This is a genomic window from Gudongella oleilytica (assembly GCF_004101785.1).
GTDB classification, from domain to species: domain Bacteria; phylum Bacillota; class Clostridia; order Tissierellales; family Tissierellaceae; genus Gudongella; species Gudongella oleilytica.
Genome location: NZ_CP035130.1, coordinates 670,891 through 688,894, shown reverse-complemented (window position 1 = coordinate 688,894; position 18,004 = coordinate 670,891). Strand labels below are relative to the sequence as shown.

Here is an 18,004-nt window from a genome sequence, read left to right as displayed (position 1 = left end):
AAAAAATAGTATTACAACTCATTTAGATGCCTCCATATTTTATCTGCCTGTTTCTCCCATACATAATTTTCCAAAATATGTTCACGAGCTTTCTTTGCTCTATCCAAAACTTTATTGTAATTTTCAGGATTTGTTATGCTGCTAATCTTATTAGCAATTGTAACCGGATTAGTATCGTCAATATAATTTATAAACTGATTCAAATCATTTGGAATGCTTGAAATTCTATTTGATATAACTGGAGTTCCACTGGCTAAATATTCTATAATCTTCGATGGAAGTCCATACTTATTGAGTTCAGGATCAGTTCTAATTAACAAAAGTATATCAGCAAATTGTTGAGCTTTCACAGCTTCCTTGTTTGATACTAATCCCATATATCTTATTCTTTTGCTATCAGATTGAATATTTATAATTTCTTGAACTAATGAGCCTTTTCCATATAATTGTAGTTTGAAATGAGATGGTAGGTGTAACACTGATTGTATCATTTCATGTACTCCATAATATTCTTCAATAGCACCAGTAAATGTGATATTAATTTGTGTTTTTTCCACTGATCTTTTATCATCATCTTTATATTTGATTTTTGCAATATCACTAACGCAATAATTTATCACTTTATATGGAACGTTAGGAGCAAAATCATTTGCAGTTTTTTCTACTAAAGTAACCATTGAATCATATTTTCTAAATGCCTTTAATGATACAAAATTATCGAGATATCTTGCTATTTCAAGGTACTTATGTCGTTTCTTTTGAAAAGTAATTGGTATATCAACGACTAAACATACTTTTATAATATTAAACAAGAGGTCGATTAGAAAAACTGGTATTGATAAGAACGACATGGAATTATATGTCATAATAACAGTCTTATTATCTGATTTTTTATTAGATTTTAACAATTTTATAAGTTCAATTATAAGTGTTAACATTATAGACAGTTGTTTTATAATTGGAATATTAATAAACCCTATAGCATTAGTTTTGATATAGTCACTTATTTGATATGTCTGCTTTCTGTGTAAGACTTGTTTCTCTCTTGGATAGCTTGCAATAGGAGTAATTGAAATAACATCAATCTGGTTCTCATATTTCTCACACAAGTGATTTAAAATTCCAATTTCCATATTGTTTCCTGCAACAGAAACAGCTTTTGATTTCTGAACTATATTTTCGGGAACAGCAAATCCAATATATATTAATCTCATATTATGCACTCTTTTCTTTCATTTTTTTTATACTTAATAACCATATCATAAGCCAAAACATGTTTCCAAATAACCCTTCATATGATTGAAACAATTGGTTATTTGCCGGAAGATAAAAGCATAATAACATCAATTGAACGAAAACAACTAAAGATATATAATCATTCTTATCTTTCGCTCGTTTCCATGTTCTAGCTAGTAGATAACCTATAAAAAACATTAGGATGACAACCCCAATAAAAGATATGTCAGATGCTACCCAAGTATAAAAAGTAGACCACTGCATGTGCCAATCCCAACCATCATTTAAATAATTTCTATAAACATACGTTCTCTCGAATAGATAATTTGTATTAAATAACCGCGATACATTAATTAATATAGCCATTGAACTACCGATTCCAAAAGTTGGTAAAAACGGTTTGCTAATAGCTAGTCCCAGTGCATAATATCCCTGAGTGAAATAATGGATAAATGCCCCAACAATTAGCTTTAACTGTCCTGACTTTATCCACGACAAAGAAATATGATTAACATCTAAAAAATATTGACCTGTAGGACCATATATCCTGATTCCATACCTATTTGGCGCACTATTACTAAAGTAAACAAAAAATAATAAAAACATAATAGATATTACTACAAGCAATTTTAATAATTTATTAAAGAATGTTATATTAACATTCTTATATAGAGAAGGGTTTAGTAAACTTTTTTTTCGCACTCTTGCAGATTTTACCGATTTATATAAAAATAGTACTAAAAAAATTATTAAGTAGTCAGCTAAAGTTTTATTTGTTCCTCTGAACAAATCAAGTCCTAACCCACCCAATACTCCAATTAAATACAAAATTTTCGTACGTTTTTTTAAATTTTCCCAATAAAATAACCCTAAAGGTATAAACGCTATTAGAAAAGGTGAAAAGAAAATTCTTAAATATGAAATGATAATTGAAAACCCTCTACCTTGTCTTAATGTTAACGATTCTGTATAAGCACCACCCAAATTATTAATTGCATTAAAATTAAAAATAAAACTACCTGTATTTAAGAAGTTGGTAAAAGGTATAAATATTAAAAATATAAGCATTGATCTCTTGAAAAATTTTATACCTCTTTCTAAATTTTTCGGAAATGTATTATCTTTCTTTTTAATTCCAACATAATAACCAAATAAAAGCATAACTTCTACAGAGACCAAGAACAAGTACAGCAATCCTTTATTTTCTACTGGATAGTTATAAGGTCCAAATGCAAATAATAGAACAGTTATTGTTAAATATGCTAATACAATGATTATTGGAAAGATATTTTGTAACGGCTCTCTCCTAATTGCTTTTCTCTCCAAATTTCCACCTCCAACTTTTAAATAAGTTATTTATACTATTTTAGATTCCGTATTAAGCAATTTTCCTTCTATATTATATATTTCAACATTATATCCGCTAAGGCTTTCTCATCGTACGGATCAAAATAATTCACTTTTTCATATCTATCCAAGATCTCATTTGAAAATGCACAATCAGAAGCAACTATTGGTGTTTCATACATTCTAGCCTCCAACAAAGGTAGTCCAACTGTTTCTAAATAAGATGGGAAAACTAATATTGATTTCGTATATAATTCAAACACTTTGCTTCTTTCTAATCTACCAATATATTCTATTGGTAGTTTGTTTTTCTTTACAATGTTTGATAAAGCTCTTACATGTTCATTTTCATTCCCTTTTAAAGTAAAAATAACTTTATAGTCATTTATTCCTTCTTCTTTAAGTTTTAAACAAGCTTCAACTATAACTTTATGATTCTTAAAAACTGCACCGTTTGCGGGATAAAAAAAAGTTGATAGGCTCTCTTTTGTTTCTTTAAAAAAATCCTTTACTGTAGTATTTATACTAGGTGGTTTCACTTCAATATTATCATGATGAATATTAAGTTCATCAGCAATCTTATCTGCCATCCATTTCGTTTGAACAATAACATTATCTGCTTTTCTAATAGACTTTAGTATGTTTCTCCCTATAAAATTCTGATATACCCATAAAAATCTGTTCTCATGAAAACTAAACCTGTGTTCAGAAAAAGGTATTGCATTGTGTAGGAAAACACTTTGCTGAACTTTCGTATGTGGTATTATAATGTTTTGTAATGATAATACCTTGTCAACATTATGTCTTTTTATTAATTTAGGTGCAATAAAATGGTCAAAATATAATCTGTGACCCCAGCTCTTTTTAATCCAAGGAAATCTGAGAACCTTTATATTTGAGGTTTCTTCTAGTTCCGGTAAACTTAATACAAAAATATATTCATTTTCATGATCAAGTTTAAATTCATTATAGAACTCATATAATACTGAAAGGGCACCACCACTCTCTGCCGGAACATCAAAAACCATTATTCTCATGATTTCCTCCACACCATCTTATTTACTATACCTGTATAACTCTGTATCAACTTTACAACCTTAGTACTTACATTCTCATCTACATAATTCGGAACGTCTTCTCCAATATCTCCTTGAGTATTCATTTCAACTGCCATATCTACTGCTTGAAGAACTTGTTCAGTAGTTATGCTCCCAATGACCATATTCCCCTTATCCAAGGCTTCTGGTCTCTCTGTACTAGTTCTCACAGACACTGCTGGAAACTTAAAATAAGAAGCCTCTTCTGCAATTGTCCCGCTGTCAGACACTACACAAAACGAATTCTGCTGAAGATGATTATAGTCGGCAAATCCAAATGGCTGTAAACTTCTCACATTTGAATGAAATTTAAATCCTCTTTGCTCTATGAACTTCTTGCTTCTTGGATGAGTACTGTAGATAACCGGAAGATCATAGTTTTCAGCCATAGCATTGACAGCATTCATTAAGGCCATAAAATTATCTTCATTATCGATGTTTTCTTCACGATGAGCTGATAATAGAATATACTTACCTTTTTCTAATCCCAATGTCTCAAGCACCTTACTACCATCGATTTTCTCTTTATTTACTTTTAATACTTCAGCCATAGGTGAACCAACAACGTAAGTCCGTTCCTTTGGGACACCTTCCCAATTCAAATAATTCCTTGCGTGTTCTGTATAGCAAAGATTTACATCACTTGTATGATCAACAATCCTCCTGTTAATCTCTTCTGGAAGGTTTTCATCAAAACATCGATTCCCTGCTTCCATATGGAAAATTGGAATCTTAAGCCTCTTGGCAGAAATTACACTTAGGCATGAATTGGTATCACCTAGAACAAGTAAAGCATCTGGTTGTTCTTGCACCATGATTTCATAAGATTTAGCTAATACATTCCCCATGGTTTGGCCTAAATTATCACCTACAACATTAAGATAAAAATTGGGCTCTCTTATTCCTAGATTTTCAAAAAACACTTGGTTCAGTTCATAGTCATAATTCTGACCTGTATGAACCAATATATGTTCAAAGTACTTATCGCTTTTCTTAATCACTTCAGAAAGCTTTATGATTTCAGGGCGAGTACCCACGATTGTCATTAATTTTAATTTCTTCATTTAAACTTGCCTCCTACTTGAAATAGTGTGCATAGAGATCTTTATGATTATCTATCCATTCTTTCATCTCAGCTACCATAGTCTCATAACTTGGTACTTCAAATGAAAAATCAGTCCGATTGTTAATTAAAGATTTGTCTAGCGAAAGATTATCACTTGGCAGAATCTCAATTTGACCATCTCTCATATATTTATTAAATAGCTTTAACAACTCGTACTTACTTATAGTTTCATTATTAACCAGATTATAAAGTCCTGTTAAATTTTCTTTTAGAGCCTGTTCCATTGCTTTTGCCAATGTCAATGTTGTTACACCTGTCCATATGGCTTTAGTGAAACCATTAATTTGATCATCTTGCTTCATGAACCAATTGAAAAGGCCTATTCCTCTTTCGCTCATATCTGGACCAATGATTGAATTTCTAAAAGTTAAATCCTTATTATTTTCTAATTCCCCCAACGCTTTTGATCTGTCGTAGAAGGTTTCTCCATCTCTGAATGAAGTCTCTGAGTAACCACCAGTCCTTCCAGAAAAAACACAGTCCGTACTCATATGAATAACTCTCGTCTTCATATCTTTCGTCGTATCACTTAGGAAATGTGGTAAGTAACTATTCAATAAAACTGCATTTGATTTGTGATTTTCTGCGTCTTGATTTAATATTCCAATGGCATTTATAATTGCGTCATATTGACCTTCATTGATAATCTTCTTTAGATTCTCGAAATCAGTGATATCACCATTTACATTGTTGCAGTAATCAACTTTACTTCTACTAAAAGCTGTTACATCATGACCAGCTTCTTTAAAATAGATTGAAATGGTATGCCCTGCCATGCCTGTTCCACCTAGGATTAAGACCTTCATTATCTTCCCTCCCAGTTTTGTAACTCTTCCTGTATATAATCAAGCTTAAGCAGCTTCTCTTTAATCTGCTCCACGTTGAGTCTTTCTGTATTATGAGAGTTGTAATCTTCTACTTGTTGAAGCTCTTCATTTCCTTCGATAAAGTACTTATCATAGTTAAGATCACGTTTATCTGCTGGAACCCTATAGAAACCGCCCATGTCTTGTGCCCCAATATGTTCTTCCTTAGTTAAAAGCGTTTCGTATAACTTTTCTCCATGGCGAGTACCAATAATTCTTATCTCGTTTTCAGCGTTAAATAGTTCTTTTACAGCTTGTGCTAAATCTCCAATTGTAGATGCAGGAGCTTTTTGTACCATAATATCCCCCGCTTCAGCATTCTCAAATGCAAATACAACAAGTTCAACCGCTTCTTCTAAACTCATCAAGAATCTTGTCATATTAGGGTCTGTAACGGTCAAAGGTTGTCCATTCTTAATCTGATTTATAAACAATGGAATTACTGACCCTCTTGAAGCCATCACATTACCATATCTAGTACCACAAATAAGTGTTCTATCAGGATCAACGGTCTTTGCTTTAGCTACAAATACCTTCTCCATCATAGCTTTTGAGATGCCCATTGCATTGATAGGGTATGCAGCTTTATCTGTAGACAGACAGATAACCTTCTTAATGCCCATCTCAATTGCTCCAGTAAGAACATTGTCTGTTCCCATTACATTCGTCTTGACCGCTTCAAGAGGAAAGAACTCACATGAAGGCACTTGCTTAAGTGCAGCTGCATGGAATATATAATCAACTCCATGCATAGCATTTTTAACACTAGCCAAATCTCTAACGTCGCCTATATAGAACTTTAATTTATCATTCTTATAAAGTTTTCTCATGTCATCCTGTTTCTTCTCATCACGAGAAAAAATGCGGATTTCTTTTACATCTGTATGTAAGAATCTCTTCATAACAGCATTTCCAAAAGAGCCTGTTCCACCAGTAATCAGTAATGTTTTATTTTTAAACATATTATTTTTCTCCAATCTTATACTTTATCTTTTCTAATGCATTTATATATTTCTTAGTTGCCATTTTTCTTGAATTATTTTTTGTTACATACTCCCTAGCATTCAATCCACACTGGTATGCATATTCTTTATTTTCATACATAGTTAGAATCGCATCCTTAAGTTTTAAAGAATTATCGGGTTCTAGAGCAATCCCACAATTTCCATTTTCAACAGCTTTACTTAATTCACTATCTATGTCGAAGCAACTTATTATGGCCTGTCCAGAAGCCATCATTGTCCATGTTTTACTTGGAAATCCATTTTTTGATGTACCACTCTTACCAATAACTACCCCTACGTCTCCTAAACTATAAACGTATGATACTTCTTCCAAAGGTTGCAAAGGAAATAGTTTAACATTCTTCACATCTAATCTACTTATATAATCTTCAACAAACTGCTTTCTTACGCCATTACCTATGATAACAAATTCTAGATCTTCAATGTGTTCTAAATCTTTTGCTGCATCAATTAATATTTCAACATTTTGAGGCAATCCAAGATTACCACAATAAGTAACATAAAACTTTCTTCTATCTAGTTTAAATCTTTCAAATAAAAGGTTCTGATTCCTTTCGATAGGTTTAACTTTATCTGTATCTATCCAATTATGAATAACTTCTATCTTGTTTTCGGATATTCCATTTCTGATGTTACGTTCTTTGAATAAATTTGACACAGTCACAATATAGTCACTACCTTTAAGAGATACTTTTTCTAAAAATTTCCCAAAAGAGTACATTAATTTTCTTTTCATACCTTTTTTTACAACTCCAGTAGAGATTAAAGATTCTGAAACTACATCACTCTCTAAATAGAGTAACGGTAATTTCTTAATTCTACTAATTAAAACACTCGTAGGTCCTATGAAGACTGGCATTGAGTGACTCATGATTATATCAATGTTTTTTTCTTTAACGCCTCTTATCGCCATGCCAACAGTTAACAAAAACATTCTGATTGCTCTTGAAATTAATGATTTTTCATTAGCTGAAACATAAACTCTACGTATGATTAATCTACCATCATATTGTACTTCTGTTTTCATCTCTTTATATTTATTTTTTACCTCTTCAGAAACTCTCCAAGGTGCTGGAGTCACTAAAACAACTTCATGACCCGAATTGATTATATCGTCAATAAGATCAATTCCTAGATGAGTTCCCCCTGCAATTTCAGGGTAATGGCTTGGTCTAAACATCAATATTCTCATAATGAACCTTCCTTATCATTGTAGTCAAATATTAATTTGCTCATATTCTTATATATCAAATCAAATAACCTTGTATTGATATTTTCTGAAACAAATGAATTATGAGGAGTAATTATCACATTTTCAAAATTCCATAATGGACTTTCTCCCAAAGGTTCTTCTTTGAATACATCTAACGCAACCCCTAAAAGTTTTCCATCGTTCAAAGTTTTGATTAATTCATTTTCATCAATTATCTCACCACGAGCAACATTGATGAGAACAGCATTCTCTTTCATATTATCTAATTGTTTCTTATTAATCAGATGTCTTGTCTTACTATTTAATGGTAAAGTTAATATCACTATGTCTGATTTTTTTAATGCAACATCTAACTCATTAATATTTATTGACTCATCAACATAATTAGATTGAATACTATTTCTCCCTACACCAACTATATTCACATCAAAAGCTTTCAATCGTTTGGCAACTTCACAACCTACATTGCCATACCCGATTATTGAAGCTGTCTTGCCTCTTAGTTCAAGCAAATCTCTTCTTTTGTCCCATATTTGGTTTTCCTGGTTTTTATAAAAAAATTTACTTTTCTTGTATATTTCTAAAATTTTTAGAATAACCCATTCAGCCATTGGAATGCTGTAGACTCCTTTGGCATTAAGAACAATAATTTTGTTTTCTCTAGCGTACTCGAGGGGTATTCTGTCTAGTCCAGAACTAGTAACCTGGATAACCTTTAATTTTTTAAACAGCGAAATGTCGCTATATAAAAATAAACTATTGCAAACAACTACATCAATGTTTGAAACATCAAAATTCAAAGGAACCCTTTCATCTTGAACCAAGATAACCTCATAACCCAATCCTATCAATTTATTTATTTGACCCGTTCCAAATCTATACGCACCTGCAAGTAATAATCTCATATTAAACAACCTCTTTTGGGGTTCTAGTTTTCATAAAAATACTTGTCAATCACAAAAGATATTCACTAAACTTATTACTGACTAAATATAATAGATATGCAGATAATATTATCAAAGTTGTAATAATTACCCAATTTAGAGGGAATACCATATCTGAGAACATTGGGATGATTACATACTGTACCGCATATATTTGTAAAGTAATTTGAGCAATAAAAGCAATAGGTGATTTTATAACACTTGGTAACTTAGTTAGCTTGTTCTCAATACTTGAAAAACATTTAAATGCAAAAAATAATGTTGCAAATAAAATTATCTGATTAAGTATCTGAAAGTTGCTGATGTATTGAACTCTAGAGAAAGTTATTTTTGTTAAAAGATAGGCCACCATTAGAAGTAACAAAAAAATCCAGTTGCTTAATCTCTTCTGATTAACGTATTTAAAATGATTTACTCTAAAATATAATCCTAAAAGCATAGACTGCAAAAATAGAAATCTAATCATCGGCTCTCTGACAGTGTCGATATGATAATAAGTTTTGTCATAGAAGAAAATGTAAATAATTAATTGAGTGAAGAACAGTCCAACCATAATAACAGGAGTTCTATTCTTTAAAAAATCATTTTTTACCACAATATAATACGGAATATATAGTATGGCAATTGATGCTATGAAGTGATAATAAGTTGGATAAATAAAATATTCAAATACTGACCAATTATCAAATGTATAAAACCCTAAAATTATATATATTAATGTTATGATCCAAATACTTGGATAGATTCTTAAAATTCTCTTTTTATACCAACTAGTGAATTTTTCTTTTATATTAACCAATACAAATCCTGACAGGGCAAAAAACAATACATCACCAAGTAGTCCGCCACTTGCAAGAATATCTATTGGATAAACACCAGTATAATGAGAGTTTGTTATTAAAATTGCAGCAAGTGCTCTTAAAAAAGTTGCATATTCAATCATAAATTCAACTCCATCTCTTTAATTAAAGTACTAAATAAGGTCAAACAAAATAATTCCTTACTTAGTTTTTTTGCTATTCTTGATTTCTTTAATTTTTTCACAAGTAATAATTCTATTTTCTTCAAAAAACTCTTTACTCTTATCTTTTAAATTCTTCTCATACTCACGCACTTCAGAAACCCCTCTATCAAATACTTCCTGAGCTTCTTCAATACCTTTTATCTTATTCACATTACAGAAGCTTCTGGAAAGAATCGCCATAGACGAACCTATTCTGTGATGTTCCGCTATGACATATTCAGCTGGAAGATCTCCCTGCCCTAGTTGAGCAATACCTCCAAAACCATAAGGAATGCCTCTACCCCTAATTTTTTTACACAGGTTTTCGACAGTGCCATCTGCTAAAAGCTCAAACATAAACTTCATACCATATCCAAGATGAAGATCATTAAGTCCAATATGAATATAGTCAATTCCATCAACGCTTAAAATGTCATCTATGCTTTCTGCTGCTTCAGGAGTTTCTAGTAACAGCATTGTCTTTGCTCTTCCACCTACATAATTAGAGAATTCTGCAACCTCTTCCTTAGACTGAAAAAAAGGAAGCATGACAATGTCTGCCCCATCATCAATAACTCGATCTATTTCAGCTTTAGATCCTTCAAATATTGGATTCACTCTAACTAAAAGTTCCGATGTGCTAAGTACTTCTTTTATTTTTTTTACATCATCAATATGATGACGCGATATAACTGTATCTAAATGACCTTGTCTTTCTTCTTTTCCATTTATCTCAAGGTCAATAAATATCCAATCAACCCCACTATTCTCTGCAATTTTTGCTATATAAGCATTATTCGTTATATACATCAACTTCAAAGCCATACAATACCCTCCAAACAAATATTTTTACACGCTAGTATTTTTCTTTGATGCGGTCTCTTTTACATTGAGGTTATCTTCCATTCGTAATACTTTGAAAATGGTCTTGAAGAATATCATCAAATCAAAATAAAGCGACATCTTATCTACGTACTCAACATTTAATTCAATTCGTCTTGGCCACTCAACTTCTTTTCTCCCATTAACCTGTGCCCAACCAGTAACTCCCGGTCTAACGTGAAACATTCTCTTTTGTTCCTCTGTGTACTCATTGTATGGCCATGGATGATATGTTAATGCTGGTCTTGGACCAATAAGAGACATCTCACCTTTTAATATGTTTACAAACTGCGGGAGTTCATCTATGCTTGTTTTACGTATAAACTTCCCTACTTTGGTAACTCTAGGGTCACCTTTTTTCTCATATACTCCACCTTTTTCAGCATCAACGCACATTGATCTAAACTTATAAATCTTAAAAACTTTACCGCTCAAACCTAATCTCTCTTGTTTAAAGATGATAGGTCCTGGAGATTCAAGCTTAATTACTATTGCTGTTATTATCAGTATTGGAGAAGTAATTATTAATCCAATCATTGAAATTGTGATGTCGAATAACCTCTTAAAAAATTTATAAATCATATAAGTCCAATCCCCTTTAACTTCCATCGCTTTTATGTAAATAGCTGGTCTAGTTAGCACCTCTAATTCCTAATTTATGTATAAAATCTATATGTAGTATGCCTCGCTTTTCCAAACACTATATCTTGCATAATTCTAAGTGTTGATTGGATGCTTAGACGTGTAATGCTTCTGTAACATTCGCCCTTATCCACCAATCCCTGAAACCCCTGGTATTACTGACTTGCAGCTTCTTTATCCTTTCACCATACTCACGTCGAAAATACATAATTCTCACAGTTTGTGAGTTTTTATCTACCACCATCTACCACCTTTTTCTGAAACCATTGATATCAATAAGTTTCAACGGTAGTCGATAGTTTTTTATGTTCCACTTTTGTGAGAATCCGATAACTACATGTTGTGGTCCGACATTTTTGAGCTACTATATCTTGTAATCCTATTAGCATACTCACGTCGAAAACCGATTTGACAGAATATTCCAAATTATGCAATATATTGTGGTTGAACATTTGTTCTACACAAGATGTTGTGTTTAGTGATTTCTACTCATCCTTACACTATACTCACCTTGACATTAATATGCGGAAAGGATAAATAAATGCAGTGTATTTTTTTTGAACATCTGTTCTCGATATTATAGATATTATATGCTCTTTTCATTTTTATTCGGAAACAATCCGGCACTATCCGGTATAATCCGGCACTATCCGGTACTGCCGGATTATTTCAACTTATAAAAAGTACTTGGTCCTTTTCCTTTTTTATCAATGACTTGTTTTTCAACCAAATCTTTTAGAATTTCTCTTGCTCTACGTTCCTCAACACTCAAAACAATTTTTGCATCTTTAGTTCTAATGATATCATCATGTTCTTTGAGAAACTCAACGATTTTTTGCTCTTGATCGGTTAGAAAGCTTCCGCTTCCAATATTTTCAGTTGAGCTTGCAACTTCCCGATACAAGCTCACATCCACAAAGTCACCTTTCTCCAAAATCTCTGGTTCTTTCAAGCCTCTATCTTCACAGCTCGATTTAATTCTGCGGATGCCGCTGCCCCACTGTTCGATATAGTTTAGTTCTTTAAAAACCCTGGCAATTACTTTATTCCGAATTTCAGAGCGTCCTTCCAGAATATCCTCTTGAGTGATAGTACTAGGAAACCCACCCGGAGACACAACATTAACTATATCATCATAAATGCCAATCTTTATATCCCTGCCGCCATTCGAATAATCTCTATGAACAACAGCATTGACTAGGCTTTCTCTAATGGCTTCTAATGGAATTTCATATTGGTCTTCTCTTTGCAAGCCTTTGATTTCGCTACTAAGTTTGATGTGATTTTTAATAAAATTTTCAGCATCCTCAAGTTGTGAAAAAAGGTCACCCTCATACTCTTTTCGATCCAAGAAAACATCCATAGAAGTACCTTTGAACCTGCTGCATTTCATCCTAACATGTTCGAGTTTCCCAAGTAAAATCAATAATCCATTGGATGGATAGAGTGTATTATTGTCTTCGATAACCAATTTAAAATTTTTCATCACCGCTTGGTCTAACACTTTTCCAGCCCGAGCGAACCTACCTTTTAATGTAGTAATATCTAAAGAATCAAGATCCACCTCTCTATTTGCTTCCTGGTCAAAGCTTATGTTCATTCGCTGTCTTTCCAGCTCAAGAATATTTTCATAACTTGCCTTGCGATTCGTTGCCCCTACTCTAATGTAAACGCCTTCGCTCTTTCCCTTGCTTTTCAGGTAGTATGGTAGAAGATTTCCTCGATAGACTTCAATGATCAGCAATAAATGGTCATCAATCGTTGTCGTATAGATATCGGGAAGAACAGTTGGATAACATGTTTCATAAATGATTGAAGCCACTTTATCCTTCAGTTCAAAAATATTGACATCGTGTTCAAGTCCAATGATTTCCCCTTGATCGTTAACACCAATAATAAGCTTGCCACCACCAGTATTGGAAAACGCAATGATTGTTTTTGCTAACGTATTGCTATTTGGCAGCTCGACCTTAAACTCTATAGTCTTACCTTCACCATTTTGTATCGATTTTTGTAAACTCATTTGGCGCCTCCTTTCTGGGTGTTTCTCAGGTTCCCATGAACATTTCTTTACACTGCTATTGCTATGTTTATTATAACTCATTCTCAAAAATCCAACTCATCGAATTATTCAAGTAGTTGCCTGGATCTAAATCTTGCATAACAAACTTAATTCTTGACATCTCTTATGCTACATCTTGTGGTTTTGGTCTTTCAGGATACTCACGTCGTATTATACACCCAATCTAGCGGCTACAAATAAGGAACTTCCCCATTTCCATCTCCGCCCTCTTCGTCTTCATCATCCAATTCAGCATGGCTGTGAATATTGCATATAAAAGTGGTTCCGCTAAAGGCTATTACACCTTCACATGGACATACACGATAAATACAGTTGGTCTGTTGGACTGTTGGAAAGTTGGTTAGGAAAACCATAAATCTTAGTTTAATTTGTGTTCCAAACTCTTGATCAATCCATTAAGTAATTTCCCAACATCATCTGCTATCATGAATGTAATTTCAAAACTATCATTTGAGATATATTTGAGGTCTTTGGAAAGAAGTAGCTGATACTTCACTTCTTCAAGTGATCCTCTTGATATCAATAAGAATCTCAAGTAATCTCTAACTGAATTCCTTGCCTTACCTTCAACAATGTTGCTGGGTATCGAGACCGCAGCTCTTCTAATTTGTGAAGTTAGACCAAATTGCTCTTCCTTAGGAAATTCTTTTGTTATCTCGTATACTTTGAGTACTAGCTCGTGTGATCTTTTCCATACAAGTAATTTGTTGGTTTCAGAATACATTGCATCCCCCTTATGTCATTAATTAACTCTCTGTAAAGAATGTAAGTATCTTTTCTTTGTTGTAACCTTTCTTTACCAGCTGTTGTTTAATTGAGTCTTCATAAGTATAGCTCGAAATAAATATCCCATCATGCTTATACTTCTTAATATCTACTGAAGATATTATCGGATATCCTACGATAGTTGTTCCTCTTTTTTCAAGATCATCATCTACCACAGCAACTATATCAATATTAGTACCTGAGCCATATTTAAGGACCCCAAGAATTATTTCTGCTACCTCTCCTGCTCCATACAGTAGAAGCTTTTTGAAATCTCTTTGCTCCAGTTCTCTGAAAAATAATTCTATGCCTTCTCTGGCAAGCTTATGCATATCCATTAGTTGTTCAATAAAGCTTATATTTAGGAAGTTTTTTCTCTTTAAGCCTTTTGAGGTTATGTGGTACTTCACTGTCTTTGATGTTATGTATTCTCTGGTTATATAGCCATTGGCTTCATATTCGTCCAGGTAAGCATTTATCATTGAAGCTGCTGCTCCAATCTCTTTGCCTAATTCTTTTTGTGTGGTATCTGGGTTTTGTTCTATGTAGTTCAGGATCATTAGTTCTTTGTATTTTGGGGTGGGAAGGAAAAAGCCGTTTTCTCTCATATTTATCTCCTATGTATTTATTCGTTCGGTGATTGAACAATATTATGATAGCATATTTACTTGTGGTATTCAATATAAATAGAGATAGTTGTGACAAATGTTTAGGATAAATATGAAGTTGGAAAGTTGGAAGAGTTGGAATGAAATGAAAAAGACAGGATCAACTCCTGCCTAATGATTGAATCAAGCCATTTAGTAATCTGCCTACATCTAAAGCAATATTAACAATTTCCGAATATCTTTTTTCTTCAAGATAACACAAATCTTTAGACAAAAGCAGTTGATATTTAACTTCTTCGAGGGATCCCCTAGCAATGAGAAGAAATCTCCGATACTCGAGATTACTACCTCTAGCTTTTCCTTCAACAATATTACTTGGTATCGATACTGCAGCTCTCCGTATTTGGGACGTTAGTCCGTATAGTTCTTCTTTAGGATAATTCAATGTTGCCTCATAGATCTTAAGTGTCAACTGATGTGCCTTCTGCCATGCTAATAATTTAGATGTGTCTTGGTACATGTCTGTCCTCCCTATAGTGTATTTAATAATATTATAGCAATTTTACACATTTTTGGAGGTATACAATAAGAAAACCTTCCCGATGAATGGAAGGTTTGGGACGGGATTTGTTTAATTGTTGATTTCTTTAAGTATACGCTTTACTTCATCGTCGTCGACCTGAGTGAAGTCTTCGTAGTAGGCTCCTACTGCACCAAGGAAGTCACTGGTTGCTTCTACGTAGACTACTTTGTCTACCATACCTTCAAGCTTAAGTGACGTTAGGTAAGGAACTATTGGTATTGCAACCACTATCTCCTTTGGTTCATGAAGCTTCATTTCTTCTATGGAGGCTATCATTGTAAGGCCTGTTGCTATTCCATCATCGACTATGATGGCTGTCTTTCCTTTAATATCCTTTTGAGTTGTATTACCAACGTATTCTTCTCTTCTTCGCTGGATCTCTTCTCTGGCTTTGTGCTTCTCTTCCTCAAGCCACTGGTGACCAAGCATTTCCAGCTCTGATTGATTACATATTGGTGCTCCATCCTCTGCCAATGCGCAGACTGCATACTCTGGGTTTGAAGGGTGCCCGATTTTTTTTGTTATTATAAGGTCTAATGGAGCATGGAGAGCTTTTGCAATTTCAGCACCAAGGATCACTCCTCCTCGGGGAAGAGCGTAAACGATGACATCCTCGGAGGCATAATCGGACAGCAGTTCTGCCAGTTTTTTGCCGGCTTCGGTTCTGTTTTTGAATAGCATAGGAATCAGCCTCCTTCGGAATAGGGGTCAGGGGTCAGTTTGTTAGTTGGTTAGTTGGTTAGTTGGTTAGGAAAACATCAAGAAAAAGTAATAATCTTAAATACATAAAATATATACCCTTTAGTTAAGGGAAAGCTACAAGGGGAAAGGGGAAAGAAAAATAGTAGTTAGGAAAAGATAAACCAATTGACAATTGACAATGGACAATTGACGATTGACAATTAAAAAATCAAAAGCAAAGACGAGAAACGAGGATCCCTAAACGTTGGTCGGGATGACTGGATGCAAAAAAAGCTCCAGTATGGTTAACCGGAGTTTTTTTGGTACATATGACTTTTTACTTGCTTTTATACATCTGGTGCTTCGTAGACAGTAATTGTCAAGTTGTCGATATATACAGCGACAACAGGCTTAGTAATAGACCAATCGGTTGTAAACTCCCACTTGATTGATATAGTCTCAGCATCAGGGGCTACAGGTATTACATAGCTCATCTTTTGCCAAGCGCTATAGCCTGAATTTCCGTTAAGGTAATTCCAACTGCCTTCATCCAGCTTATAGTACACACTGATATAATCGAATCCACCTTCAGTATTCCAAGCCTGCATCCATTCAATAGTTATTGAATCTGAATCAGGAAGATCCATTGGCTGAGTTGTAAGACTTATTAACATGTCGTCTGTGTACGTACTGGTTCTCCAGCTCATTATGCCTACTTCTTCATTATAGCCTGGGTATGCTGCCTCTGTAGAGTGAGTTGTGTATATCCAGTCATCTGTTCCTGACGAGATGTACCCTCCGTCGTTTTCTTCATAAACATCCAGTGTAACTGTATTTGTTTCAACGCCCTCTGTGTTTCCTGCTCCCAACAGCTTGAACTCGATCGTTCCATCTGCCGGATCATTTACAAATCTGATCCTTATGGATGTACCATCCGGAGATACAAGCATATCCAATAGACCCAGACCTGATGTTCCAAAGTCTATGTCCCAATTGGAGGAGTCTGCTGCGTACTCATTAAAGAGTGCACCTTCGATCTCTATCTCTGTAGTAAGTGCATTCCAGCCTGAGTCATTAACATAGTGTAATGCTGTTGGTTCTCCAAGTGTTACTATTACTTCTTCATCCCTTGCTATCCTTTCGGATTTCGCTAAGGTCCACACCGTACGTGCGACTTTCATCGCATACGGCGTTCCATCGATAACAGGATAATCAAAGCTGGTACCCCCATACCAAGCTCTGTTAACTTTAAATTATCATCAAGCTTTACTGATGTAAATAATAATATAGTCATATGTCACATATGTTTCCAGAGTAGAGATAGTAGGTATGATGTAGAAAAAGATAAACCGATTGACAATGGACAATTGACGATTGACAATAAAAAATCAAAAGCAAAGACGAAAAACGGAGATCCCTCCACGTTGGTCGGGATGACAGGAGTAAGGTTGGTCGGGATGACAGGAGTAAGGTTGGTCGGGATGACAGGAGTAAGGTTGGTCGAGATGACAGATCATGAACATAGACTCTGTAATATTGTTATATATTTGTCATCATTATCGGTTTTAGGAGAGAATTTATTCGTTAATTTCGTAACTTAATATTACGACATTTGCGTGAACATCATATATATCGTTTCTAATGTTTGCATTTTTACACATTTTTGTGCGTCAATTGTCTATCAATATTACTTGACATATGATTAATTCGGGTATATTATTTAAATATATATTGTTATATATTTAACGGTATGAATATAAGTAGTTCGCAGGAGATAATTCACAATTCACAATTAAAGGATTAGATCCTTCGCTGACGCTCAGGATGACAGGAACAAAGCAATTGACAATGGACAATTGACGATTGACAATGAAAATTCAAAAGCAAAGACGAAAGAATGGGA

17 protein-coding genes are annotated in these 18,004 nt (G+C 33.8%); all 17 read right to left on the bottom strand.

Going from position 1 to position 18,004, the window contains the following annotated elements; genetic code table 11:
- Nucleotides 1-11: 11 nt before the first annotated feature.
- Nucleotides 12-1,214 carry a glycosyltransferase gene (locus tag EC328_RS03110; protein ID WP_128425448.1) on the bottom strand — a complete coding sequence of 401 codons (1,203 nt, stop codon included), beginning with the start codon at nucleotides 1,212-1,214 and terminating at the stop codon, nucleotides 12-14.
- A 1-nt stretch (nucleotide 1,215) separates the two neighbouring features.
- Nucleotides 1,216-2,562 carry a hypothetical protein gene (locus EC328_RS03105; RefSeq protein WP_128425447.1) on the bottom strand — a complete coding sequence of 449 codons (1,347 nt, stop codon included), beginning with the start codon at nucleotides 2,560-2,562 and terminating at the stop codon, nucleotides 1,216-1,218.
- Between the two features lie 68 nt (nucleotides 2,563-2,630).
- Nucleotides 2,631-3,620: a glycosyltransferase gene (locus EC328_RS03100; RefSeq protein WP_128425446.1), complete on the bottom strand. Its 990-nt coding sequence runs from the start codon at nucleotides 3,618-3,620 to the stop codon at nucleotides 2,631-2,633.
- A complete protein-coding gene (wecB, locus tag EC328_RS03095) occupies nucleotides 3,617-4,744 on the bottom strand; it encodes a non-hydrolyzing UDP-N-acetylglucosamine 2-epimerase (protein WP_128425445.1) in 1,128 nt (375 codons plus the stop codon). Before wecB ends, EC328_RS03100 begins: the two co-directional genes overlap by 4 nt.
- A 13-nt stretch (nucleotides 4,745-4,757) precedes the next feature.
- Nucleotides 4,758-5,612 (bottom strand): SDR family oxidoreductase, encoded by an 855-nt coding sequence (locus EC328_RS03090; protein ID WP_128425444.1) that lies wholly within the window; start codon nucleotides 5,610-5,612, stop codon nucleotides 4,758-4,760.
- Nucleotides 5,612-6,634, bottom strand: a complete 1,023-nt coding sequence (locus EC328_RS03085) for a nucleoside-diphosphate sugar epimerase/dehydratase (RefSeq protein WP_128425443.1) — start codon at nucleotides 6,632-6,634, stop codon at nucleotides 5,612-5,614. Before EC328_RS03085 ends, EC328_RS03090 begins: the two co-directional genes overlap by 1 nt.
- A gap of 1 nt (nucleotide 6,635) precedes the next feature.
- On the bottom strand, nucleotides 6,636-7,889 hold the full coding sequence (locus tag EC328_RS03080; RefSeq protein WP_128425442.1) for a glycosyltransferase family 4 protein: 1,254 nt from the start codon (nucleotides 7,887-7,889) through the stop codon (nucleotides 6,636-6,638).
- A complete protein-coding gene (locus tag EC328_RS03075) occupies nucleotides 7,886-8,815 on the bottom strand; it encodes an NAD(P)-dependent oxidoreductase (RefSeq protein ID WP_128425441.1) in 930 nt (309 codons plus the stop codon). Before EC328_RS03075 ends, EC328_RS03080 begins: the two co-directional genes overlap by 4 nt.
- Nucleotides 8,816-8,864: 49 nt before the next feature.
- On the bottom strand, nucleotides 8,865-9,797 hold the full coding sequence (locus EC328_RS03070; protein WP_128425440.1) for an acyltransferase family protein: 933 nt from the start codon (nucleotides 9,795-9,797) through the stop codon (nucleotides 8,865-8,867).
- A gap of 57 nt (nucleotides 9,798-9,854) precedes the next feature.
- Entirely contained in the window at nucleotides 9,855-10,682 is an 828-nt protein-coding gene (locus tag EC328_RS03065; RefSeq protein WP_128425439.1) for an aldolase/citrate lyase family protein, read from the bottom strand.
- A gap of 24 nt (nucleotides 10,683-10,706) precedes the next feature.
- Nucleotides 10,707-11,348: a sugar transferase gene (locus tag EC328_RS03060; protein ID WP_240671512.1), complete on the bottom strand. Its 642-nt coding sequence runs from the start codon at nucleotides 11,346-11,348 to the stop codon at nucleotides 10,707-10,709.
- Between the two features lie 697 nt (nucleotides 11,349-12,045).
- Nucleotides 12,046-13,404, bottom strand: coding sequence for an ATP-binding protein (locus EC328_RS03055; protein WP_128425438.1), 1,359 nt, complete (start codon nucleotides 13,402-13,404; stop codon nucleotides 12,046-12,048).
- A 418-nt stretch (nucleotides 13,405-13,822) separates the two neighbouring features.
- Nucleotides 13,823-14,188: a four helix bundle protein gene (locus EC328_RS03050; protein ID WP_128425437.1), complete on the bottom strand. Its 366-nt coding sequence runs from the start codon at nucleotides 14,186-14,188 to the stop codon at nucleotides 13,823-13,825.
- A gap of 22 nt (nucleotides 14,189-14,210) precedes the next feature.
- A complete protein-coding gene (locus EC328_RS03045; protein WP_128425436.1) occupies nucleotides 14,211-14,837 on the bottom strand; it encodes a winged helix-turn-helix domain-containing protein in 627 nt (208 codons plus the stop codon).
- 160 nt (nucleotides 14,838-14,997) lie between these two features.
- Nucleotides 14,998-15,357, bottom strand: a complete 360-nt coding sequence (locus EC328_RS03040) for a four helix bundle protein (protein ID WP_128425435.1) — start codon at nucleotides 15,355-15,357, stop codon at nucleotides 14,998-15,000.
- Between the two features lie 111 nt (nucleotides 15,358-15,468).
- A complete protein-coding gene (locus tag EC328_RS03035; protein ID WP_128425434.1) occupies nucleotides 15,469-16,101 on the bottom strand; it encodes a phosphoribosyltransferase in 633 nt (210 codons plus the stop codon).
- A 347-nt stretch (nucleotides 16,102-16,448) separates the two neighbouring features.
- Entirely contained in the window at nucleotides 16,449-17,282 is an 834-nt protein-coding gene (locus tag EC328_RS03030; protein ID WP_128425433.1) for a hypothetical protein, read from the bottom strand.
- Nucleotides 17,283-18,004 lie beyond the last annotated feature (722 nt).